This window comes from Methylibium sp. T29, assembly GCF_000576205.1.
In the GTDB taxonomy this organism is placed as follows: Bacteria; Pseudomonadota; Gammaproteobacteria; order Burkholderiales; family Burkholderiaceae_C; genus Methylibium; species Methylibium petroleiphilum.
The window spans coordinates 1-21,483 of record NZ_AZND01000013.1 but is presented as its reverse complement, the minus strand read 5'-3'; the positions used below and the strand labels follow the sequence as shown (position 1 = coordinate 21,483).

The window sequence follows — 21,483 nt, the reverse complement described above, 5'->3', positions numbered from 1 at the left end:
CGCCAAGTCACCGCCGATCTGCAGCAGACGTTCCGCCGCTGCTTGCGCATCGGCGGCCGATCGGGCGATCGGCAGCAGCCGCGCCACGGGTCGACCGTGCCGCGTGATCACGATCTCTTCGCCGCGCTCGACGCGCTCGAGCAAGGCCGATAAGTGAGTCTTCGCCTCGAACGCTCCGACGCTGGTGGATCGCATGGTGAGAGTTTCAACCAGTTTTTAGACTGGTCTTATTTTCCAGACGCACACCAGAAGCGTCAAGTGCGCACCGACGGGCCAGGTCCGCACGCTTCAAGGCGGCGCGGTTGGGGCAGTGTGGGTGTGTCGCTCGAGCCGCGTCAGATCGAAACCCTGCTCAGCCAGGCTCGCTCGCACAGCGCGGTCATCGCCGTCGGAGAGATTGGGCGTCCGAGACAGCACCCAGAGATACTCGCGGGTCGGTTCGCTGACCAGCGCGTACCGACTCCCCGGACCCAGGGCCAGCACCCAGTAGTCGCCCCAGCCGACCGGCAGCCACCGGATCAGCGCCGGCAGGAAGCTCACCCGCAGCTGTGCCGGCATCAGCAGCCCCTCGGCGATGCGGCCCACCGGCTGCGCCACCCCGCGGATCGATTCGGTACGCCCCTCGGCATTCCGGCACTGGTTGGTCACTTCAACCTCGCCCTGTTCGAGCAGTCGGTAGGTGGCGCGGGTATCACTGACGCACTGACGCTGGAAACGATTCGGGTACCAGGCGACCTGGTACCAGGTGCCCATGTAGCAGACACCTCCAGGCTCGGCAGTGCCTGGACGGTCGGGAGCCATGGCGGCGAAGCGTCGCCCGCGTGCGTGCTGCTCAAGGCCAAGCCAAGAATCAGCGGCCAGAGACGGCGATGAACTTGCACTTCAGCCTTTCGATGCATCCAGACGATGCAGCGCTCGGCATCCAGCCAGGCACCTGCAAGGGTTCCACGTGAAACACCTCGATCGACGACGGCAAGACTGCCATTTCCTCGTGCGGGACCTGACCCTTCATCGCCATCCACACACCGTCGGGCGCAAGCGCCGCCTCGGTGAGCGTGACAAAGTCGGCCAGCGAGGCGAAGGCGCGGGAGGTGATCACGTCGAAATTGCTCGACGCCAAGGATTCCACCCGGGCATGCAGCGCCTGGAAATGCGTCAGCCCAAGCTCCACCCCCACCTGCCGGATGAAGCTGGCCTTCTTCGAGACCGTGTCTACACAGCTGACATGGATTTCCGGGCAAGCGACCGCAATCGTCACACCGGGCAGTCCTGCCCCGCTGCCGACATCGAGCAACGCGATCGCCGTCGCTCGTGTTTGCCGTCGCAGCGGCGCGACGACCGCCAAGCTGTCGAGCAGGTGCTGGGTCAGCATCTGCGCCGGCTCGCGCACCGCGGTGAGGTTGTAGACCCGGTTCCAGCGGTCGATCAGCGCCAGGTGCTGCAGCAGTTGCTGTTGCTGCATCGCTGTCAGCGCGAGTCCCAGCGCCTGCGCGCCCTGCTCCAGTCCTTGCGCCAGCGCCTTTGCGTCGAAAGGGGCCACCGTCATGCGGCCGCGCTGCCCGGCTCGGCAGCATCGGCGCCGAAGCCGCGATGGCGGCCCTTCTTCAAGTGGATCAGCAGCAGGGAGATCGCCGCCGGCGTCACGCCCGAGACGCGTGCGGCTTGCCCCAGCGTTTCAGGGCGCAGCGCCTGGAGCTTCTGGCGGACCTCGTGGCTCAGCGCCGCGACCTGTCGGTAATCGAGCGACTCCGGCAGCTTGACGTCTTCATACTGCGCCGCGCGCTCGACCTGTTCGTTCTGCTTGTCGATGTAGCCGGCGTACTTGGTCGCGATCTCCAGTTGCTGGATCACGCGTCGGCCAGAGCCGGCCCCACTCGTTGCGCAACGCCGCCCGCGACCAGGCTGCGGCGGCCGGATCGTCGGCCTGCCGCCCCTCACTCCGCCTTGCGTGGGCGATCTGCGCGACCTCGGCCACCGCGTCGAAGTCGACCCCCGGTCGGCGCAGCAGGTCGACCAGTGCGTACTCGTGCTCCAGCGCTTTGCCGACCAGACGCTCGGCGTCGGCCGCTGGCAGCAGCGCGGCATTCACCCAGGTGGACTTCAGGCGCTCGGTTTCACGTGAAACAGCATCTCGCTTGCGGTTGAACGCCGCCCAGCGTTCGTCGTCGACCAGGCCCATCTCGCGCCCGGCGTCGGTCAGCCGCAGGTCGGCGTTGTCTTCCCGCAGTTGCAAGCGGAACTCCGCGCGGCTGGTGAACATGCGATAGGGCTCGGTCACGCCTTTCGTGATGAGATCGTCGACCAGCACGCCCAGATAGGCCTGGTCGCGCCGGGGCAGCCAGGCGTCGAGCTCCTGCACCTGCCGCGCCGCGTTGACGCCGGCGAACAGCCCCTGCGCCGCCGCCTCCTCGTAGCCGGTTGTGCCGTTGATCTGGCCGGCGAAGAACAGGCCGCCGATCGCCTTGGTCTCGAAGCTCGACTTCAGCCCGCGTGGATCGAAGTAGTCGTACTCGATCGCATAGCCGGGCCGCAGGATGTGCGCCTGTTCCAGCCCGGACATCGAGCGCAGCGCCGCGAGCTGGATATCGAAGGGCAGCGAGGTGGAGATGCCGTTCGGGTAGAACTCGTGCGTGCTCAACCCTTCGGGCTCCAGGAAGATCTGGTGCGAGGTCTTGTCGGCGAAGCGGTTCACCTTGTCCTCGATGCTGGGGCAGTAGCGCGGCCCCACCCCTTCGATCACGCCGGTGAACATCGGGCTGCGGTCGAAGCCGCTGCGGATGATCTCGTGGGTGCGTTCGCTGGTGTGGGTGATCCAGCATGGCAGCTGCCGCGGGTGCATCGCCGCATCGCCCATGTAGCTGAACACCGGGACCGGATCGGCATCGCCCGGCTGTTCCAGCAACCGCTCGAAGTCGATCGTGCGACCATCGATGCGCGGCGGCGTGCCGGTCTTCAGCCGACCCTGCGGCAGCTGCAATTCCTTGAGCCGGGCCGACAGGCTCTGCGCCGGCGGATCGCCGGCACGCCCGGCCGCATAGTTCTGCAAACCGACGTGAATACGACCGTCGAGAAAGGTGCCCGCCGTCAGTACCACAGCCTTGCTACGAAAGCGAACGCCTACTTGCGTCACGGCACCTGTCACGCGGTCGCCCTCGACGATCAGGTCATCGACCGCCTGCTGGAACAGCCACAGCCGCGGCTGGTTCTCGAGCCGGCGGCGGATGGCCGCCTTGTAGAGCACACGATCGGCCTGCGCCCGCGTGGCACGCACCGCCGGACCCTTGGAACCATTCAGGATGCGGAACTGGATGCCCGCCTCGTCGGTCGCCAGGGCCATCGCACCACCAAGCGCGTCGATTTCCTTGACGAGATGTCCCTTGCCGATGCCACCGATCGACGGGTTGCAGCTCATCTGCCCCAACGTCTCGATGTTGTGCGTGAGCAGCAGCGTTGCACAGCCCATCCGCGCCGCGGCGAGCGCCGCCTCGGTGCCAGCATGGCCGCCACCGACGACGATCACGTCGAATTCCTGGGGATAGAGCATCGGGGCTTTCGGGGCCGGAGCCGGCCGGAAAAGCCACAATTTTAAGCAGCCCGATCCCGTCCGTCACCGCGTGGGGACGCCTCGGGGCGCCGGGCCGACGACAATCCGCCGATGGATTGCCGACCCGCCTGTGCCGCCTGCTGCATCGCGCCGTCGATCTCGACGCCCCTGCCCGGCCACCCGCAGGGCAAGCCGGCCGGCGTCGCCTGCGCGCAGCTGGATGTTGACCTGCGCTGCCGGCTGTTCGGACGGCCCGAGCGGCCAGCGGTGTGTGGCTCGCTGCAGCCGTCGGCCGAGATGTGCGGCGCGCGCCGCGAGCACGCGCTGCGCTGGCTGGCGTGGCTGGAAACAGCCACCGCCACCACCAGCTGAAGCGGATCGCCGCTCAGGCCGCCGTCGCAGGCGCCGCCGCTTGCCCGCGGAGCCGGGCCCGCCAAGCTTTCCAACGCGGCGAATCCCAGGCCTTGTCGAAGAAGTAATGCGCCACCGTGTTCACCAGCGGTTCGACAAAGGTGATGGCCCCAGCGATGGCCACATTGCCCGTCAAGGCATAGCTCACGCCGAAGGCGATGCCCAGGTGCATCACGCCGAAGCTTGCAGTCTTGGCCATGGTGTTATCGCTATCGAAAATAAATCCTGATAGCGAAAAATACACCGATCGCCGTGATTCACCAATCGTGCGGCTCGATCGCCGGGATAGCCAGGCTCACCCAGGCGCACGTTCGGCGGCCTGCAAGGCCTGCAGGAATTCGCGTCGCCAACGGTGCACGTCGTGCTCGCGAACACCTGCGAGCAAGGCCTGATGCCGCTCCACCCGCTCGGACAGCGGCATCCGCAGCGCGCGCTGCACCGCACCCGCGGTGGCGCCGATGTCGTATGGATTGACCAGCAGGGCCGCGCGCATCTGCTCGGCCGCACCGGCAAAGCGGGACAGCACCAGCACGCCGGGGTCGGCGGCGTCCTGCGCCGCGACGAACTCCTTGGCCACTAGGTTCATGCCGTCGCGCAGCGGCGTGACCAGGGCCACGCGCCCGGCGCGGTACAGCCCCGGCAGCCGTCGCCGCGCCAGCGTGCGGTGGATGTAGCGCACCGGCATCCAGTCGAGTTCGCCGTACTCGCCGTTGATCTGCCCCGACAGACCCTCGAGCTCGCGGCGGATGTCCTCGTAGCTCTCCACGCCCTCGCGCGTCGGTGTGGCCACCTGGATCAAGGTCGCGCTGTTGCGATTCTCGGGGTAGTCGGCCAGCAGCCGATGGAAAGCGCGCAGGCGCTGCGGCAGGCCCTTGGAGTAATCGAGCCGGTCGACCCCGATCAACAGCTGACGCAGCGGGTACTGGCTGCGCAGTGTCTCGCGCGTCTCGATCGACTCCGGCGTCTGCGCCAGGGCCTGGAACTCGTCGACGTCGATGCCGATCGGGAAGGCCCGCGCACAAACCTGTTGGCCGAAGGCGCGGTACTGGTCACGGCCCAGGCGCTCGGCCCCAGCCTCCATCTCGACATAGCGGGCGAAGTGGGCCACGTCGGCCTCGCTCTGCAGCCCGATCAGGTCATAGGCGAACAGCGAGCGCATCAGCATGTCGTGCGCCGGGATTGCCGCCATCACCAGCGGCGGCGGCATCGGGATGTGCAGGAAGAAGCCGATGCGCTGACGGCAGCCGAGAGCGCGCAACTCGGCCGCCAGCGGGATCAGATGGTAGTCGTGCACCCAGATGATGTCGTCCGGCTTCAGCAGCGTGCTCAGCTTGCGGGCGAACAGCCGGTTGACGCGCTGATAGCCTTCGAAATACCCGTCGTCGAACTGCGCCAGATCGAGCCGGTAGTGAAACACGGGCCACAGCACCCGGTTCGAGTAGCCGGCGTAATAGGCCGCGTGGTCGTCGCTGCCGAGGTCGAGCGTCGCGAGCGTGACCTTCCCCGACGGCTGCAGGTGCAGATCGCCCTCGCCGCGAGCGCCGCCGGCCACCACCTTGCCGCTCCAGCCGAACCACAGGCCACCGCTCTCGGAGAGCGCATCGCCCAATGCGACGGCCAGCCCGCCGGCGGCCGCCTTGCGCGGGTCACCGATCCGGTTGGACACCACCACCAACCGAGACGTCATCGCGTGAGCCCTGCTCGCATCAGATCACCGTGTCCCAGGGCGCCGACAGACGCATTGCGGCATTGATGATGCCGACCATCGAATAGGTCTGCGGGAAGTTGCCCCACAGCTCGCCGGTGCGCGGGTCGGTGTCTTCCGAAAGCAGGCCCAGTGCATTGCGCGACGCGAGCATGGATTCGAAGATCTGACGGGCCTGCTCGCGCCGGCCGATGCGCACCAACGCGTCGATGCGCCAGAAGGCGCAGATGTTGAAGGCCGTCTCAGGTTTGCCGAAGTCGTCGGCCGCCTCGTAGCGACGCATGTAGGGGCCATCGCACAGATGGACCTCCAGCGCGTCGACCGTCGCGACGAAGCGCGGGTCCATCGGGTCGATGAAGCCCACTTCGGCCATCAGCAGCACGCTGGCATCGAGATCCTCGCCACCCAGGCTCTCGGCGAAGGCCTGGCGCTTGTCGCTCCAGGCTTCGCGCAGCACGCGCTCACGGATCGCCGCGGCCCGGCCGCGCCAGTGGGCGTCCCGCTCGGGCAGGCCCAGACGGGTGGCGATCTTCGCCAGCCGATCGCAGGCCGCCCAGCACATCAGCGCCGACGAGGTGTGCACCCGCGCGCGCGTGCGCAGCTCCCACATTCCCGCATCGGGCTGGTCGTGCACCAGCCAGGCCTGCTCGCCCACCGCCTCGAGCCGCACGAAGTCGTCGGCGTCAGCGCGGCGGAACAGCCGCAGATCATGGAAGGACTGCGACGCCCCGAGCAGCACGTTGCCGTACACGTCGTGCTGCGCGTGCGTGTGCGCCTGGTTGCCGCGCCGCACCGGACCCATGCCGCGGTAGCCGCGCAGATGCGGGAGTTCTTCCTCGGGCAGATCCTTCTCGAGGCCCAGGCCGTACAGCGGCTGGATGAAGCCCCCGCGCGCGTCGCGCACCACGTTGTGCAGCCAGCGCAGGTAGTCCTCCATCGTCTCCAGTTCGGACAGGCTGTTGAGCGCCCGCACCACGAAAAAGGCGTCACGCAGCCAGCAGTACCGGTAATCCCAGTTGCGGCCGCTGCCCGGCGCCTCGGGCAGACTGGTGGTCATCGCCGCGACGATCGCGCCGGTCTCGTCGAACAGGCACAGCTTGAGCGTGATCGCGGCGCGGATGACGGCCGCCTGCCATTCCAGCGGCAGGGCCAGCCGGCGGGTCCAGGTGCGCCAGTAGAGCGAGGTGAGTTCCTCGAAATCGCGCGCCACCTCGGCCGCGCCACGCTCCAGCGTCTCGTCGGGGCCGAGCAGCAGGTTCAGCGGCGCCGCCAGCGAGAACCAGGTCTCGTCCTGCACATAGGTGATGGGCGCATCGGTGGTGAGACGCAGCGTCCCGGTCGGGCCGGCGTACCGCAAGTGATGGCTGCCGCGCGCGACCTCCGGCGCGACGCGCCCCCAGTCGGCACGAGGCCGCAGGCTGACGCGCACGCGCGGATGGCCCTGCAGCGGATGCACCCGCCGCACCAGCATCGCGGGCCGGAAGGTGCGGTCGCGGCTGAGGAAGCGCGGTGCGAAATCGGTGATCTCGATCACATCGCCGTCGGCACTGAACAGCCGCGTGCGCAAGATGGCGGTGCCTTCGTCGTAGGCCTGCTCGCTGCGCACGAAGTTCTCGATCTCGATGCACCAGCTGCCGTCGGCCGGCCACGCGTCGGGCGTGTCGATCAGCGCGTGGAAGGTCGGGTCGCCGTCGAAGCGCGGCAGGCAGCACCAGACGATGCGGGCCTCGCGGTCGATCAGCGCGCTGATCGCGCAGTTGCCGACCAGACCCAGCTCGAGCGAAGCCGCTGCGCTCACCGGGCGACCTCCAGCGCGACGGGATATGCCGGCTGGGGCAGCGCCGCCTGCAGCCACAACCGCACCGCCTCGGGGCCACCCAGACGGAACTGGGCACCGCTCGGCCCGTCACCCACCTTGATGCCGATGCCGCCGACCGCCTGCACGGCGGCGAAGCCGTCCTCGTCGGTCGCATCGTCGCCGACGAACACGGGCTGCCGCCCGGCGAACGCCGGATGCGCCAGGAACTCGCTCACCGCGTTGGCCTTGGTCGCGCCGCGCGGCTTGACCTCGACCACGCACTTGCCGAGCAGCACGGTCAGCTCGGCGTGCGGGCGTGCGGCGGCCAGCATCATGCGGGCGCACATGTCGCCCAGATGCGGCGCGTCGCGATAGTGCAGGGCCAGTGCGCCCGGCTTGCGCTCGAGCCGCAGGTCGGGCGTGCGTGCCACCAGACGTTCGACGCGGTGAATCAGGGTGTCCGGCAGGCCGCCGGCGAGCCGGCGCGTCGGCCCGTCGCCATCGCGACGCTCGACGCCGTGCACGCCTGCCGCCGGCAGTCGCAGCGGCGCAAGCCAGGCATCGAGTTCGCTGAGCGGGCGTCCGCTGACGAGGGCCAGTGCCCCGCCGAGCAGCGCGTGCAGCTGCTGCAAGGTCGGCACCAGCCAGGCACCGACCTCGATGCCGTCGGGCCGCGGGGCGATCGGTACCAGGGTTCCGTCGAAATCGAGGAACAGGGCGGCGCGCGGATCGAGCGCCGGAGGGCGCAGGGCATCTTCCATGACAAAGCGTACCCTAGCAAAGTCGCGGCCCGGCACGACCGCATCGGCGGCAGAGCCGCAGCGGGCCGCTGCGGCTTTCGGTCAGTTGCCCGGCTCGGACTGCTGCGTGTTCGGCACGCTGCGCAGGTCCTGCGCGACGCGCCCCTGCTGGAGCACGATCACGCGGGCCGCCGCCGCGATGGTCTCGGGCCGGTGGGCGACGATCACGCGCGTGATGTCGAGCCCGCGGATGGCCTGGTTGACCTGCCGCTCCCGCTCGACATCGAGTGCGCTCGTCGCCTCGTCGAGAAACAGGATGCGAGGTTGCTTGTACAGCGCACGGGCCAGCAGGATGCGCTGGCGCTGACCACCGGACAGGCTGGCGCCCATGTCGCCGATCAGCGTGTGGTAACCCATCGGCAGCGCGTCGATCTCGTCGTTCACGCAGGCCAGCCGGGCGCACTGCTCGACCCAGGCGGCATCGGCATCCACGTCGAAGAACGAGATGTTGTCGGCAATTGACCCGGCGAACAGCTGGTCGTCCTGCATCACGGTGCCGATCATGGCGCGCCAGCGGCCGAGCCCCAGCTGCGACAGCGGCAGGCCTCCGATGCGGATCTCGCCGGCGGCGGGCGCGTGGATGCCGAGCATCAGCTTGAGCAGCGTGGTCTTGCCGCAGCCCGACGGTCCGACGATCGCCACCGCCTCGCCGGGCTCGATGTGCAGGCTGCAGCCCTTCAGCACGTCGGGCTCGGTATCCGCGTAGCGGAAGCTCACGTCGCGCAGCTCGATGCGCGGTGCGAGGTCGCGCGCCGCGTGCAGGCCCTCGCCCTGCGCCTCGGGCGCCGCCAGCACGATGTCGGCCAGGCGCTCGCCTTGCAGCCGCAGCATCTTCAGCTCGATCGCCTTGTCGATCAGACCGCTGACGCGCTGCGCGAACTGCTCCTTGAAGGCCAGGAACGCGAACAGCATGCCCACGGTGAACTGCTGATCCATCACCAGCAGCGCGCCGATGCCGATGACGGCGATGCGCTCGACGCCGAACACCAGCTTGTTGAGCACGGCGAAGGCGAGCTCGAGCTTCTTGATCGCGATGTCGGCGTTCATCGCGTCGACCACCAGGTTCATGAAGCGAGCGCGGCGCTCGTCCTGGCGATTGAACAGCTTGATCGCCTGCACGCCGCGCAGCGATTCGAGAAAATGCGTCGAGCGCTTCGCATCGTGCACGATCGCCTCTTCGGTCGCGTCGCGCAGCGGCGTGAAGAAGGCCCAGCGCAGCAGCGCGTAGAGCGCCACCGCGCCGATCGCGATGGCCGTCAATGTGGCGCTGTAGACCCACATCATCACCAGCGTGGCAACCACCAGCAGCCCGTCGAGCATGGCCTCGATGAAGCTGGTGGTCAGCGTCTGCTGGATCTTCTGCACCGCGCCGAAACGCGACATCACGTCACCGGCATGGCGCTTCTCGAACCACTCGACCGGCAGGCGCATCAGGTGTGCGAACACATTGCCCAGCCATTGCAGGTTGAGCGTGCTCGACAGGTAGAGCACCGCCCAGGACCGCAAGGCACCGGTGGCCACCTGAATCACCACGAGCAAGCCGAAGCCGATCACCAGCGTGAGCAGCAGGTCGCGGTCGGCGCTGAGCAGCGCGCCGTCGACCACCCACTGCAGGAAGAACGGCGCCAGCAGCATGAAGACCTCGAGCGCGAGCGCGAGCGCGAACACCTGCGCCAGCGAGCGCTTCAGGCCCCGCACCGGGCCGAGCAGCTGCCGCAGGCTGACGTGCTGGCGTTCGGTGCGGGGCTCGAAGCCTGTGCCGGGCATCAGCTCCAGCACCACGCCGGTGAAGTGGCGCGAGACCTCGGCCAGCGGCAGCCGCCGCACCCCGTGCGCCGGATCGTGGATGACGGCAACGCCTCGCTGCACCTTCGCCAGCACCACGAAGTGGTTCAGGTCCCAGTGCAGGATGCAGGGCAACTGCAGCTGCGAAAGATGCGCGAGCTCCGCGCGCAGCGGCCGTGCATTGAGCTGGAGTTGCCCCGCCATCGCCACCAGGTCGGCCAGCGTCACGCCCTTCAAGGACAGCGAGAAGCGCTGCCTCAAGCTCGGGAGGTCGCTGCGATGGCCGTGGTGCGAAGCCACCATGGCGAGGCAGGCCAGGCCGCACTCCGCCGCCTCGGTCTGCAGGATCATCGGCAGGCGCGGCGCGCCGAAGCCCATGCGCAAGGCGTTCGCCATCGTTGCCGGACGGTCAGGTGCGGCCCGCCGCCACACGGCCGGTCAGGCCGAGCAGCGGTTCGAACAGCCATTCGATCAGGCGGCGCCGGTCGAGCTCGACGTCCGCCTCCAGCTGCATGCCGGCCGACAGGGCCTGCTGCTGCCCGTAGGCCGGCACGCTCTGCCGATCGAGCGCCACCGTGATGCGGTACAGCGGCTCGCCGCTGACAGTGGAATAGTTCGCCACGCCGGCCAGCGGCACGCCGGCGAGCTCGGCCGACTGCAGCGGCGTGCGCGACACCTGCAGCACGTGGCCCGTCTGATGGCCGAACTTCTGGTACGGATAGGCTTGGTAGCGCAGCAGGACGGTCTGGTCCGGCCGCACGAAGCCGAGCGCGCTGGACGGCGCATACAGATGGGCCTGTAGCCGCGCATCCGACGGCACCAGGCTTGCCAACGCGGCGGCGGGGGACACGGATTGCCCCGGATCGGCCAGCACCGCACCCAGAACGCCGTCCGAAGGTGCTCGCACGACGATGCGCTGCCGCGCCTCGGTCTCCGCGGCCTCCTGGGCCACGGTGGCGAGGTCGCGTTCCAGCTCGCCGGTCGCCACCTGGGCGCGCAATGGCAGCTCACGCCGCTGCACTTCCAGCGCCCCGATCTCCCGCAACTGGGTCGCGCGCTGCCTCTCCAGGCCCTGCAGTTGCGCCTGCACCGCCAGTACCTCCTCCGACTTGGCCTGCACTTGGGCCGACGAAATGAAGTTGTCGGCCCGCAGCGACTCGAGCCGGGCCATCGCCTGCTCGGCCAGCACCAGGCGCTGGCGGTGCAATTGCGTCTCGACCTGGAGTTGGGCGAGCTCGCCACGCCGGTCGGCGATCTGGCGCTCCAGCGCGATCCGCTGCGCTTCGAGCAGGGCCGCCTGCTGCTGCACCGCACCCTGAAGGCTGCGCTCCTTGACCGCCAGGCTGCGCTGCACCGAGGCCTGGGCATCGCCGCTGGCGGTCGAGCGATCGACCGACAAAACGAACAGCGCGTCGCCGCGACGCACCGTCTGCCCCTCCTGGGCGTGGCGCTCCAGCACCGTCGCCGCTTCCGGCGGCAGCAGGCGGATCACGCCCTGGTCGGGCACCAGCACGCCCGCGACGCGCGCTTTGCGGGTGTACTCACCAACGTAGAGGTAAGTGACCACTGCCACGGCGACACCCACCGCACAGACAGTCAGCAGGGAAAGCGACAGAGGCCGTATGAGCTGGATGCCTCCCAGCCAAGCATGCTGGCGGGCATCGACTGCTTCGGACCTGAAAAGGGGCGACACCACGATCTAGCCCGCCGTCACAACGAGCGTATGGTGACAACCCCTCAAGCTTGCGACAGCCGCTGGGCGTCGCAAGCCACCCTCATCACCAGGTGTTTTTCGGCGCGGGCACGCGCGCACCCCCGCTGATTTGGCGCAGCTGGCCGGCATCGAGCGGCTGCGGCGCGGTCTGCGGTTCTGCCGACTTCTGCTGGACACGCTTGGTGGCCTTGACACGGGAAAAGCGCTCGGTGAACTGGCGGACGATCTGCATGGCTGCTCCTGGCTGGACCGGTAGGCACCGCCGCGGCGGTGAATTGGTCAGATTGAAGCAGCCCCCACGAACAAGGGATACTGAAAACTCTTACAGGGTCAAGGGCAAACCCTAGCGGCAGAACGCAGCGGCACCTAGCGGAGCAATCCCAACCGCAAGGCCTTGAGCACGGCCTGGTGCTTGTTCGTGCAGGCCAGTTTGTGCATCGCATTGTTGATGTGCAGCACCGCCGTCCGCTCCGAGATGCCCATGATGGAGCCGACCTCCCAGGCGGTCTTGCCGTCCATCGTCCAGCGCAGGCTGTCCAGTTCGCGGGGCGTGAGTTTCGGCCGCTCGAGCTGCAGGCGCTCCGGCACCAGCACCCGCATCGCCGTGTCCTGGGCATGCACCGCGAACAGCTGCAGGTCGGCGACGAGGCGCGTCACTTCGCCGCGGTCCTTCGGCAAGGCCTGGTCGCGATCCACCCCGATCACAAAGTGCCGGCCTTCGGGCATGTGCAACGCCAGGCAGATCCCGGTGCGAAAGCCGAACCGCGCCTGCGCCTCCCACATGCTGCCTTGACCGGCAGACACATAGGTGCTCTGGTCCCAGATGATCGGCACACTCTGCCGCTTGCAATGCTGCATCACCGGGTCGAGCTGACCGGCCTTGGGATCCTCGATGGCGTCCTTGTAGGCGTCGGGCGCATTGTCGATGGCGACGAATTCGGTATCGCCCACCGGGTGGTCGACCACCGTGATGGCCGACACCGTCTCGAACCCGAGCCGCTTCGCGAAACGCACGACCTCCCCGCGAAACTCATCGCGGTTGCGCGCCTCGAGCACCGATTGAAAGCTGCCCAGCAGCATCCTGTTGTCTATCCCGGTTCTGTCATGAACGACTCGTGACGGAATCGATGTTCCTTCGTTTCCAGCGAGCGTCCCTGAAAAGGTTTACAGCTGCCAACGACCGCCCTGGTCTCCACACTTCCGACCTCTGTAGCAGTTGCCGGGTGCAAGCCCGTTCATATCATGATTCCTGCATGGACCGTCAACGCGTGGCCCTCTGCATTGTGGCAGCCCGGCCGCGATGCGCCGCTGCACTTTGTGCACCTTGGCACGCATGTGTCGACTCGACTGAACAAGGATTGGCCCAGCATGGGCCAGACCGTCTGGGGAGGTCGCGCGGGCGACAGTGCCGCCGGCATTTCCTGGGACTGGATCGAGGTGTCCGAAGGCATCATCGCGATCGCCGACCCGATGATGATGATCACCAACCTGCGACTGCTCGGCAGCGAGGGCGAGGTGCTCACCGCGCACGAGGTGGCACCGCATCTCAACGGCCTGGTGCATCGCCTGCCTGGCAGGCCGAAGTGAGCCGCGCCCTCGAGCAGACACAGCACACGCTGCCGCGGCCTGCCATGCCGTTCGCCGGCATCACTTCAAAATCGCTGTCGGCCGGAGCGGGCGGCTGGTTGACCTGAGGCCCGCGGGCCCGGGGGCGCGCCGTGGAGGCGACTCAGCCGCGGCGCAGCATCTCGATGTGCGGCATGTCGTCCTCGAGGTAGGGCTCGCCAATGCTGAGGAAGCCCGCTTCCGCGTAGAAGCGTTCGAGCCGCAGCTGCGCCGAGATGCGCAGGCCCTGTCCCGGAAATGCCCCGGTGAGGTGGTCGACCGCGCGCCGTACCAGCGCGCGGCCCACGCCGGTGCCGCGCGCAACCGCCGTGGTCAGCACCCGGCCGAGCGACGGCTCGGCGTACTTCACGCCGGGGTCGACGAGGCGCGCATAGGCAAGCAGCACGCCGTCCGCGCGCCAGGCCGCGAGGTGGGCCGAGTGCTCGTCGACTTCGTCGGCATCCTGGAACACGCAGTCCTGCTCGACGGCGAACACCTGCTGGCGAGCGATGTGGATGCGCTGCAATTCGAGCGGCGACAGTTCATGCAGGCGCGCACAGCGCCAGGAGATTTCGGGAAGCGGATGGTCCATCGCCGCCGATGATGCCCCAGGCGCGCTGGCGCGTCGTCGGGCCGGCTCAGCGCACCGCCGCCGCGCGCAGCCGGCGCGCGATGTAGCCCAGGCACAAGGCCGTCAGCAGCAGGGCCACAGCCAGCGGCGCCAACAGGTCCGTCGCCGACAGGCTGTCACCGCGCAGCACGCGGTTCATCAGCGTGTGCTGTGCCAGGGCCGGCAGCCACACGAACCAGGGCTTCTCGCCGCCCTGATTGAACAGGGTCAGCAGCGGCAGCAGCGACACCGCGAGGATGACCCCCGTGCTGTTGGCCTGCGCTTCCTTGAAGCTCCTGCAGCGGATTGCCACGGCCATCATCGCGGCCGACAGCGACGCCGCCAGCGGTAGCAGCACGAGCAGGAAGCCGAGCGCCTCGCGCGGGCCGAACAGGAACAGTGAACGCAGCGTCTCGCTGCGGATCAGCCACTGGGCGGGCAGGAAGCTCAATACGCTGAGCAGTGCGATCAGCATGCTCACGGCGGCCACGGCCCCCCACTTCCCGATCACCAGCGCCAGCGGCGCGGCCGGGTTCGTCAACAGCGGCTCGAGCGAGCCGCGCTCGCGTTCGCCCGCGGTGGTATCGAGCGCCGCATTCAACGCGCCGTACAGCACGGCCATGATCACGAAGAACGGCAGCAGGCCGGTGAACTGGGCGGCGCGGCTGCGCGTGCTGGCCAAGTCGCGCTCTTCCACATCGATGGCCTGCAACAGGGACCCTGGCACCCCGCGCAGGGCCAGCAACAGCGTGCCGCGCTCGCGGCTGAAGGCATCGAGGAGGCGGGCCAGCCGGCCCACGCCGGCCGCGGCCTGGCGGTTGCTGCTGTCGCTGACCAGCAGCACCTCGGGCGCCTCGCCGGCGGCCAGGCGGCGTTCGAAATCCTCGCCGACCACCAGCACCGGATCGCCGAGCCGCGCGTCGCGCAGGTGCCCCTCGTAATCGGCTGGTGCCGTCTCGATACGGAAGGTCTGGCGTTCGATGAAGTTGCGCAACGTCGGTGCGTGCTCGATGCCCTGCACCATCACCACACGCCGCTCGGCTTGCGACTCCAGCGTGGCGACCAGGCTCGACAGCAGCAGCAGCACCAGCGGGCCCATCAGCACGGCGCTGAGCAGCACGGTCGCCAGCGTGCGCCGGTCTCGCAGGGCATCGACCAGCTCCTTGCAAAACACCGCTGCGGCACCGGACCGGACCGCGGGCCCGAGATGACGACGCGTCATGCGCGGACCTCCTGCAGCTCCTGCGCGAAGGCCAGCTTTACGAAGACCTCCTCGAAGTCACGCTCGCCGGCGCTTTCGCAGAGTTGCGCCACCGTGCCCACCGCCACGGTGCGGCCATGCGCGACGACCACCACCTCGTCGCACAGCCGCTCCACCTCCTGCATGATGTGGCTCGACAGCACGATGCACTTGCCGCCGCCGGCGGGACTGCACAGGTGTCGCAGCGCCTCGCGAAGTGCGCGGGTGGCCAGCACGTCGAGGCCGTTGGTCGGCTCGTCGAGGATGATGTTGGCCGGATCGTGCACCAGCGCGCGCGCCAGTGCCGTCTTCATGCGCTCCCCTTGGCTGAAGCCTTCGGTGCGCCGCTCGAGCAGCGGCTTCATGTCGAGCGTCTGCGCCAGCACGTCGACGCGCGCATGCGCGGCATCGCGCTCCAGCCCATGCAGTGCCGCGTAGTAGACGATGTTCTCGCGCGCGCTCAGGCGCGGATACAGACCACGCGCGTCGCTCAGCACCCCCATGCGGCGCAAGGCCTGCCGCGGCGCCTGCAGCACGTCGATGCCATCGACCTCTATCGCGCCCGCGTCGGGCACGACCAGACCGGCCACCATGCGCAGCGTCGTGGTCTTGCCAGCCCCGTTGGGGCCCAGCAGCCCGGTGATGCGGCCATCGACCGCGGTGAAGTCCACCCGATCCACCGCCACCACCGGCGCGGGCGGCTTGCGCGCGCGCCAGCGGCTTGCCGGCGGGTCGAAGCGCTTGTGCAGGGCTTCGACGCGGATCATCGCACCGCTCCCGCCAGCGACGGTCCGGGCCGCGGCGGCTCGAACGCCGGCGGGCGCGGCAGGTGCGCCAGGCACCCGGCGTCGACCGCCAGGGCCTGGGCCTCGTCGTCCGCGTCGATGAAGCGGTACAGCAGCTCGCGCGTGCAGCCGATCGCCATCACGCCGTGACCGGCATTCGGTACCACCACATGACGTGCCCGCGGCCCGAGCGCCTTCACCACCCGCTCGCCATGGCGCGGCGGCGTCACCGGGTCGAGCGTGCCGCTGAAGGCCAGCACCGGAACCTGGCTGGTCGGCAGGTCGCGGAAAGCCGGCGGCACACTGCCGCGCGGCCAGTCGCGGCACAGCGCCGCATAGGGACGCAGGTACACGGCACCCAGCCCGGACGGCGGCGGAGCGGCGGCGTCCGGCGCATCCTCTGCGCACACCACCGAGAAATGCAGGCCCTCGAACAGCCGCGTCGTCCGCGGCCCGCCGCCCAGCACCCCGGCCAATCCGACCAGGGCCCCGTAGCGCCCGGCGGCCGCCTCGTCGATCGCGAAGGGCAGGGCCGCGGCCAGGCCCGGCGCGTACAGCGGCCCGCGCACCGCGTTGGCCAGCAGGTCGACATCGATCCTCACCGTGGCCGGCCGGCCATCCAGCGGATCGACCACGCTCGCTGGCCGAGGCGCGGCGCTCAGCAGGCCCTGCCAGTGCGCCCGCAGCCGCGGGTGGCGCGCCTGGCAGCTTGGCTCCTGCTCGCAGTCGGTGAAAAGCCGCGCCAGCGCGGCTTCCACATCCTGGCCCATGCTGGCGGGCAGCACCATGTCGGGCGGCGCGACGCCGTCGAGCACGATACGGCGCACATGCGACGGGAACTGCCGCAGATAGTCCAGCGCCGCCCGCGTGCCGTAGGAGCCGCCCACCAGGTTGATCTGCGACGCACCCAGTGCGGCCCGCACCGCATCGGCATCGGCCATCGCGATGCTCGTCGTGTACTGGCGCAGATCGCCGTGCGGCAGCTTTCGCAGCGAAGCCAGGCAGGCGGCGAGACGCTGGCGACCACGCTCGGCATCGAAGCGCTGCGCCAGCGGCAGCTCGTCCTCGGCGTCGCAGGCCAGGGGCGCCGAGCGCCCGGTGCCGCGCTGATCGATGAAGACCAGGTCACGCCGGTTGTTCAGGCGCTGGAACAGCGGCAGCACCGAACCGGCCAGCGCGATGGCGCTCTGTCCAGGGCCGCCGGCAAAGAAGAAGATCGGGTCGGCTCGCTTGTGACGCGCCGCCGCCGGCACGACCACGTAGTGCACCGTGACCGTCGTGCCCCCCGCTGCGCCGGATCCAGGGCCCGCGTCACATGGCCGCACAACACCTCGTGCTTCAGGCCTTTGACGCGACAGGCCGTCGGCGCCGCGTCCTGCGCAGCGGCCGCGCCGGCCAGCCACAGCGCCGACAGCGTGGCCGCGCGACGGAGGAAACGGCTTGCTCTCATGCGCCGCGATTCTGCGCGAGCCCGGTGGCGCGGCATGCCTCAGCGGAGGAAGGCGTCGTAGCCCGTCTTCGCGATGAGCAGCGAGACGACGACGATGAAGACGCCGCGCACGAAGCCTGCACCATGCCGCAACGCGAGCCGCGTGCCCAGCAGGCTGCCCGCCACGTTCGCCACCGCCATCACCAGCGCGACGTGCCACCACACATGGCCGCTCCAGGCAAACGCGGCCAGCGCCGACAGATTGGTCGCCGTGTTCAGCAGCTTGGCGCTCGCGCTGGCATGCAGGAAGTCGTAGCCCAGCAGGCGCACGAACAGGAACACGAAGAAGCTGCCCGTGCCCGGACCGAAGAAGCCGTCGTAGAAGCCCACCACGGCGCCGATACCGCAGGCCCAGGCCGTCTCGCGGACACCGCTGTGCTGCGGCTCGTGGGTGCGTCCCAGATCCTTGCGGACCAGCGTGTACAGCAACACCCCCAGCAGGATGAAAGGCAGGGCGCGCCGCAGCCCGTCGGACGACACCTGCATCACCGCCCAGGCCCCCGCAAAGCTACCGACCAGCGCCGCGCCGGCCGCCGGGAGCAGCGCTTGCCAGGGCAGCGTGACGCGCCTCGCGTACTGCGCCGTGGCCCAGGCGGTCCCCCACACGGCCGCGCCCTTGTTGGTGCCGAACAGCGTCGCCGGGGCGGCGCCCGGAAACACGCTGAAGAGCGCCGGCACCAGGATCAATCCGCCTCCGCCGACGATGGCATCGACGAATCCGGCGAACAGCGAGGCAAGCGTGACGGTGGCGAGATCGAGCATGCGGCGGGGTGGCAACGGCGTTGCGCATGATGCCTGGACCCACGCGCGGCCCGACGAAGAAGAGCGCCACAAATAAAAAGAGCGCCGGGGGTACCGGCGCTCTTGGCGCGTGGCGGGTGGGCCCGCGCTGTCGTCTCCTGGATGCTGGCGGTCGTCCACTCCGCCGCAGTCTTCGCTTGTCTCCTCGATCCCCCGCCTGACGGGACTGGCCCGCCGCGAGTGAGCGCACTATAGGGAGCCCCTCAAGGCACCGCATCGGGGTTTTCCGCAGCATGTTGGTGCGGCCGCCACGCCGCGACGCGCCTTCAACGCCGGTGGCCGTGATCGGCCCGAATCCACTGGGCCGCCTTCTCCGCAATCATCAGCGTGGGGCTGTTGGTGTTGCCGCTGGTGATCGTGGGCATCACGCTGGCGTCGACCACCCGCAGGCCGGCCACGCCGCGTACCCGCAGCTGCGCATCGACGACAGCCTGCGGGTCGTCGTCGCGCCCCATCCGGCAGGTGCCCACCGGGTGGAAGATCGTCGTGCCGATGTCGCCGGCCAGCCGCGCTAGCTCGGCGTCGGTCTGGAACTGCACGCCAGGCTTCACCTCCTCGGGCCGGTATTTGGCCAACGCCGGCTGCGCCGCGATGCGCCGCGTCACCCGCAGGCTGTCGGCCGCCACCTGGCGGTCGGCTTCGGTGGACAGGTAGCGCGGCGCGATGAGCGGCGCGTCCTCGAAGCGCGGGCTGCGGATGCGGATTGCGCCGCGGCTGGTCGGATTGAGGTTGCAGACGCTCGCCGTGAAGGCGTCGAAGCGATGCAATGGCTCACCGAACGCCTCCAGGCTCAGCGGTTGCACGTGGTACTCGAGGTTGGGCCACGTGTGGTCCGGCGACGAGCGGGTGAAGGCACCGAGCTGCGATGGCGCCATGCTCATCGGTCCGCTGCGCTTGAACGCGTATTCCAGGCCGATGCGGGCCCTGCCCCACCACGACGCCGACAGCGTGTTGAGCGTCGGCACGCCCTGCAGCTTGAAGACGGCGCGAATCTGGAGATGGTCCTGCAGGTTCTCGCCGACGCCGGGCAGGTCCTGCGCCACCGCGATGCCGTGCTGCTGCAGCAGCCCCGCCGGTCCCAGGCCCGACAGCTGCAGCAGCTGCGGCGAACCCACCGCACCGGCGCTGAGCAGCACCTCGGCACTGGCCCGGACGGTCTCGGGACCGTGGGGCGTCTGCACATCGCAGCCGGTGCAGCGCAGTGCGCCATCGGCACCGCGCTCGATCAGCAGCCGGGTCACCTGCACGCCGGTCCACATCTCGAAGTTGGGCCGGCCATAGCAGGTCGGTCGGAGGAAGGCCTTGGCCGTGTTCCAGCGCCAGCCGGCGCGCTGATTGACCTCGAAGTAGCCCACACCCTCGTTGTTGCCGCGGTTGAAGTCGGCGCTCGCCGGGATGCCGGCCTGCTGCGCGGCCAACGCGAACGCCTCCAGCACGTCCCAGCGCAGGCGCTGCTTCTCGACCCGCCATTCGCCGCCAGCGCCATGCATCTCGTCGGCGCCACCGTGGTGGTCCTCGTGCTGCTTGAAGACCGGCAGGCAGGCGTCCCAGCGCCAGCCGTCGTCGCCGGTCACCGCCGCCCAGTGGTCGTAGTCGCGCGACTGGCCGCGCATGTAGATCATGCCGTTGATGCTCGAGCAGCCGCCCAGCACCTTGCCGCGCGGGTAGCGCAGCGAGCGGCCGTTCAGCCCCGGATCGGGCTCGGTCTGGTAGAGCCAGTCGGTGCGCGGGTTGCCGATGCAGTGCAGGTATCCGACCGGGATGTGGATCCAGTGGTAGTCGTCGCGGCCACCGGCCTCGAGCAGCAGCACGCGCTTGGCCGGATCGGCGCTCAGGCGGTTGGCCAGCAGGCAGCCGGCCGTGCCGCCGCCGATGATCACGTGATCGAAGGTGGGGGTGACGTCGTCGTTCATCGCGGAATCGCCGATGCGAGCACCGGGAACAGTTTGGCCAGCCCTTCGGCCATGATCTCCACCGCCATCGCCGCCAGGATCAGGCCCATCAGCCGCGTCATCACGTTGATGCCGGTCTTGCCCAGCACCCGCGCGATGCGGCCCGACGCCATGAAGGCCAGGTAGACCGCCGCGCCGATCACCACCCCGTAGAGCACCAGCGTGCCCAGCTGCCACCAGTGGCGCGTGCGCTCGGCGTAGATGACCATCGTCGAGATGGTGGCCGGGCCGGTCAGCAGCGGGATCGTCAGCGGCACGACTGCGATGCTGGCCCCGGCGTCGGCCTTCTGGGCGCCCTCGCTCATGTCTTCCTTGCTGGTGTCGGCCGGCTGGGCGTTGAGCATCTGCAGCGAGCTGATCAGCAGCAGCGTGCCGCCGCCGACCTGGAAGGAGGCGATGCTGATGCCGAAGAACTCGATGATCTTCAGCCCTGCCACCGCGCTGATCGAGATCACGAGGAAGGCGCTGAAGGCGCTCACCCGAATGGTGCGCTGGCGCTGCTGCCGGTTGAAACCGCTGGTGAAGGTGATGAAGAAGGGAATGGCGCCGATCGGGTTGACGATGGCCAGGAGTGCGATCAGGGGTTTCAGATCCATCGCGGGATTCTCAGTCCCCGGCCATTCGCTTGTCGACCGAGGGCGCGTCCGGGCACCGCCCGAAGGGCCGCCAGGCCGCATGTTTGCTCGACTCCGATACAACACTCGGGTGCCCCACTACACCGAAAGTCACCTCTTCCCACATAATGGGCTTTCGTGTTTGGATGCGGCGCCTTCTCTGGATCGGTTCCGGCGGGTTGAGGCTCCACATATTGTTCGGTACCGCTGTACCGGTTTTCAGAGGAAGAAAGGCGCTCTCTCATGGGCAACAAGCTGTACGTGGGCAACCTTGCCTACAGTGTGCGCGACGACGATCTGCAACAGGCGTTCGGCGAATTCGGCGCCGTCACCTCGGCCAAGGTCATGATGGACCGGGACACCGGCCGCTCGAAGGGCTTCGGCTTCGTCGAGATGGGCTCCGATGCCGAGGCCCAGGCGGCCATCGAAGGCATGAATGGTCAGTCCCTGTCCGGTCGCGCGATCGTCGTCAATGAAGCCCGCCCTCGTGAAGAGCGGCCGGGTGGCTTCCGTGGTCCCTATGGCGGCGGCGGTGCCGGCGGCGGTGGTGGCTACGGCGGCGGCGGTGGTGGCCGCAGCGGCGGCGGTGGTGGTTATGGCGGTGGTGGTGGCGGCTACGGCGGCGGCGGC

At 69.1% G+C, this 21,483-nt stretch carries 19 protein-coding genes and 3 pseudogenes; 3 read left to right on the top strand and 19 right to left on the bottom strand.

Going from position 1 to position 21,483, the window contains the following annotated elements:
• Positions 1-60: 60 nt before the first annotated feature.
• From x551_RS28085 to mnmG, 4 genes and pseudogenes are all read right to left on the bottom strand, one after another.
• A pseudogene (locus tag x551_RS28085) lies at positions 61-195 on the bottom strand (type II toxin-antitoxin system prevent-host-death family antitoxin); the annotation flags it as partial.
• A gap of 93 nt (positions 196-288) precedes the next feature.
• Positions 289-753 (bottom strand): lipocalin family protein, encoded by a 465-nt coding sequence (locus tag x551_RS23270; RefSeq protein WP_161727953.1) that lies wholly within the window; start codon positions 751-753, stop codon positions 289-291.
• Between the two features lie 131 nt (positions 754-884).
• Positions 885-1,546: pseudogene (gene rsmG, locus x551_RS03725) on the bottom strand (16S rRNA (guanine(527)-N(7))-methyltransferase RsmG); the annotation flags it as partial.
• Positions 1,543-3,544 (bottom strand): annotated as a pseudogene (gene mnmG / locus x551_RS03715) (tRNA uridine-5-carboxymethylaminomethyl(34) synthesis enzyme MnmG). The pseudogenes mnmG and rsmG, both read right to left, overlap by 4 nt.
• A 111-nt stretch (positions 3,545-3,655) precedes the next feature.
• On the opposite strand from mnmG, the gene x551_RS03710 reads away from it, so the two are divergent.
• Positions 3,656-3,916 carry a hypothetical protein gene (locus tag x551_RS03710; RefSeq protein ID WP_011831361.1) on the top strand — a complete coding sequence of 87 codons (261 nt, stop codon included), beginning with the start codon at positions 3,656-3,658 and terminating at the stop codon, positions 3,914-3,916.
• 13 nt (positions 3,917-3,929) lie between these two features.
• Here the strand turns inward: x551_RS03710 and x551_RS03705 are convergent, their stop codons facing one another.
• The 8 genes from x551_RS03705 to x551_RS03675 form a co-directional block, all read right to left on the bottom strand.
• The gene (locus x551_RS03705; protein ID WP_011831362.1) at positions 3,930-4,154 is read right to left on the bottom strand and encodes a DUF2061 domain-containing protein; all 225 of its coding nucleotides are present in this window, start codon (positions 4,152-4,154) and stop codon (positions 3,930-3,932) included.
• A 96-nt stretch (positions 4,155-4,250) separates the two neighbouring features.
• Positions 4,251-5,642: an alpha,alpha-trehalose-phosphate synthase (UDP-forming) gene (gene otsA / locus x551_RS03700; RefSeq protein WP_011831363.1), complete on the bottom strand. Its 1,392-nt coding sequence runs from the start codon at positions 5,640-5,642 to the stop codon at positions 4,251-4,253.
• A gap of 19 nt (positions 5,643-5,661) precedes the next feature.
• Positions 5,662-7,458 carry a glycoside hydrolase family 15 protein gene (locus tag x551_RS03695; RefSeq protein ID WP_152543393.1) on the bottom strand — a complete coding sequence of 599 codons (1,797 nt, stop codon included), beginning with the start codon at positions 7,456-7,458 and terminating at the stop codon, positions 5,662-5,664.
• Positions 7,455-8,219 (bottom strand): trehalose-phosphatase, encoded by a 765-nt coding sequence (gene otsB, locus x551_RS03690; RefSeq protein WP_051495600.1) that lies wholly within the window; start codon positions 8,217-8,219, stop codon positions 7,455-7,457. The genes x551_RS03695 and otsB overlap by 4 nt, the downstream gene beginning before the upstream one ends.
• Before the next feature lie 81 nt (positions 8,220-8,300).
• Entirely contained in the window at positions 8,301-10,439 is a 2,139-nt protein-coding gene (locus x551_RS03685; protein WP_036230782.1) for a peptidase domain-containing ABC transporter, read from the bottom strand.
• A gap of 13 nt (positions 10,440-10,452) precedes the next feature.
• A complete protein-coding gene (locus x551_RS03680) occupies positions 10,453-11,616 on the bottom strand; it encodes an HlyD family efflux transporter periplasmic adaptor subunit (protein WP_152543392.1) in 1,164 nt (387 codons plus the stop codon).
• 205 nt (positions 11,617-11,821) lie between these two features.
• Positions 11,822-11,989 carry a hypothetical protein gene (locus tag x551_RS25740; protein WP_155935789.1) on the bottom strand — a complete coding sequence of 56 codons (168 nt, stop codon included), beginning with the start codon at positions 11,987-11,989 and terminating at the stop codon, positions 11,822-11,824.
• Between the two features lie 134 nt (positions 11,990-12,123).
• Positions 12,124-12,837, bottom strand: a complete 714-nt coding sequence (locus x551_RS03675) for a LuxR family transcriptional regulator (protein ID WP_011831369.1) — start codon at positions 12,835-12,837, stop codon at positions 12,124-12,126.
• A 288-nt stretch (positions 12,838-13,125) separates the two neighbouring features.
• Here x551_RS03675 and x551_RS03670 point away from each other — a divergent pair, with 288 nt between their 5' ends.
• Positions 13,126-13,344 carry a hypothetical protein gene (locus x551_RS03670; RefSeq protein ID WP_152543391.1) on the top strand — a complete coding sequence of 73 codons (219 nt, stop codon included), beginning with the start codon at positions 13,126-13,128 and terminating at the stop codon, positions 13,342-13,344.
• A 142-nt stretch (positions 13,345-13,486) separates the two neighbouring features.
• Here x551_RS03670 and x551_RS03665 read toward each other — a convergent pair whose 3' ends face one another.
• The 7 genes from x551_RS03665 to x551_RS03635 all read right to left on the bottom strand — a co-directional run bounded on the left by x551_RS03665 (position 13,487) and on the right by x551_RS03635 (position 20,835).
• Positions 13,487-13,954 (bottom strand): GNAT family N-acetyltransferase, encoded by a 468-nt coding sequence (locus tag x551_RS03665; RefSeq protein WP_011831371.1) that lies wholly within the window; start codon positions 13,952-13,954, stop codon positions 13,487-13,489.
• A gap of 46 nt (positions 13,955-14,000) precedes the next feature.
• The gene (locus x551_RS03660) at positions 14,001-15,194 is read right to left on the bottom strand and encodes an ABC transporter permease subunit (protein ID WP_051495602.1); all 1,194 of its coding nucleotides are present in this window, start codon (positions 15,192-15,194) and stop codon (positions 14,001-14,003) included.
• Positions 15,191-15,979, bottom strand: a complete 789-nt coding sequence (locus x551_RS03655; RefSeq protein WP_036230762.1) for an ATP-binding cassette domain-containing protein — start codon at positions 15,977-15,979, stop codon at positions 15,191-15,193. The genes x551_RS03660 and x551_RS03655 overlap by 4 nt, the downstream gene beginning before the upstream one ends.
• Entirely contained in the window at positions 15,976-17,265 is a 1,290-nt protein-coding gene (locus x551_RS03650) for an alpha/beta hydrolase (RefSeq protein WP_253950290.1), read from the bottom strand. Before x551_RS03650 ends, x551_RS03655 begins: the two co-directional genes overlap by 4 nt.
• A gap of 221 nt (positions 17,266-17,486) precedes the next feature.
• Positions 17,487-18,248 carry a TSUP family transporter gene (locus x551_RS03645; protein ID WP_036247597.1) on the bottom strand — a complete coding sequence of 254 codons (762 nt, stop codon included), beginning with the start codon at positions 18,246-18,248 and terminating at the stop codon, positions 17,487-17,489.
• 305 nt (positions 18,249-18,553) lie between these two features.
• Entirely contained in the window at positions 18,554-20,200 is a 1,647-nt protein-coding gene (locus x551_RS03640; protein WP_036230766.1) for a GMC family oxidoreductase N-terminal domain-containing protein, read from the bottom strand.
• The gene (locus tag x551_RS03635) at positions 20,197-20,835 is read right to left on the bottom strand and encodes a MarC family protein (RefSeq protein ID WP_036230768.1); all 639 of its coding nucleotides are present in this window, start codon (positions 20,833-20,835) and stop codon (positions 20,197-20,199) included. Before x551_RS03635 ends, x551_RS03640 begins: the two co-directional genes overlap by 4 nt.
• 261 nt (positions 20,836-21,096) lie before the next feature.
• Here x551_RS03635 and x551_RS03630 point away from each other — a divergent pair.
• Positions 21,097-21,483, top strand: a 387-nt coding sequence (locus x551_RS03630) for an RNA-binding protein (protein ID WP_036247595.1), incomplete at its 3' end; no start/stop codon positions are given.

Excerpts from the sequence above, each read along its gene's own strand:
- x551_RS03645 (WP_036247597.1), bottom strand. The coding sequence starts at position 18,248 with ATGCTCGATCTCGCCACCGTCACGCTTGCCTCGCTGTTCGCCGGATTC.
- x551_RS03685 (WP_036230782.1), bottom strand. The coding sequence starts at position 10,439 with ATGGCGAACGCCTTGCGCATGGGCTTCGGCGCGCCGCGCCTGCCGATG.
- x551_RS03675 (WP_011831369.1), bottom strand. The coding sequence starts at position 12,837 with ATGCTGCTGGGCAGCTTTCAATCGGTGCTCGAGGCGCGCAACCGCGAT.
- x551_RS03705 (WP_011831362.1), bottom strand. The coding sequence starts at position 4,154 with ATGGCCAAGACTGCAAGCTTCGGCGTGATGCACCTGGGCATCGCCTTC.
- x551_RS03640 (WP_036230766.1), bottom strand. The coding sequence starts at position 20,200 with ATGAACGACGACGTCACCCCCACCTTCGATCACGTGATCATCGGCGGC.
- x551_RS03710 (WP_011831361.1), top strand. The coding sequence starts at position 3,656 with ATGGATTGCCGACCCGCCTGTGCCGCCTGCTGCATCGCGCCGTCGATC.
- x551_RS03670 (WP_152543391.1), top strand. The coding sequence starts at position 13,126 with ATGGGCCAGACCGTCTGGGGAGGTCGCGCGGGCGACAGTGCCGCCGGC.
- otsB (WP_051495600.1), bottom strand. The coding sequence starts at position 8,219 with ATGGAAGATGCCCTGCGCCCTCCGGCGCTCGATCCGCGCGCCGCCCTG.
- x551_RS03660 (WP_051495602.1), bottom strand. The coding sequence starts at position 15,194 with ATGACGCGTCGTCATCTCGGGCCCGCGGTCCGGTCCGGTGCCGCAGCG.
- x551_RS03635 (WP_036230768.1), bottom strand. The coding sequence starts at position 20,835 with ATGGATCTGAAACCCCTGATCGCACTCCTGGCCATCGTCAACCCGATC.
- x551_RS03655 (WP_036230762.1), bottom strand. The coding sequence starts at position 15,979 with ATGATCCGCGTCGAAGCCCTGCACAAGCGCTTCGACCCGCCGGCAAGC.
- x551_RS25740 (WP_155935789.1), bottom strand. The coding sequence starts at position 11,989 with ATGCAGATCGTCCGCCAGTTCACCGAGCGCTTTTCCCGTGTCAAGGCC.
- x551_RS23270 (WP_161727953.1), bottom strand. The coding sequence starts at position 753 with ATGGGCACCTGGTACCAGGTCGCCTGGTACCCGAATCGTTTCCAGCGT.
- otsA (WP_011831363.1), bottom strand. The coding sequence starts at position 5,642 with ATGACGTCTCGGTTGGTGGTGGTGTCCAACCGGATCGGTGACCCGCGC.
- x551_RS03665 (WP_011831371.1), bottom strand. The coding sequence starts at position 13,954 with ATGGACCATCCGCTTCCCGAAATCTCCTGGCGCTGTGCGCGCCTGCAT.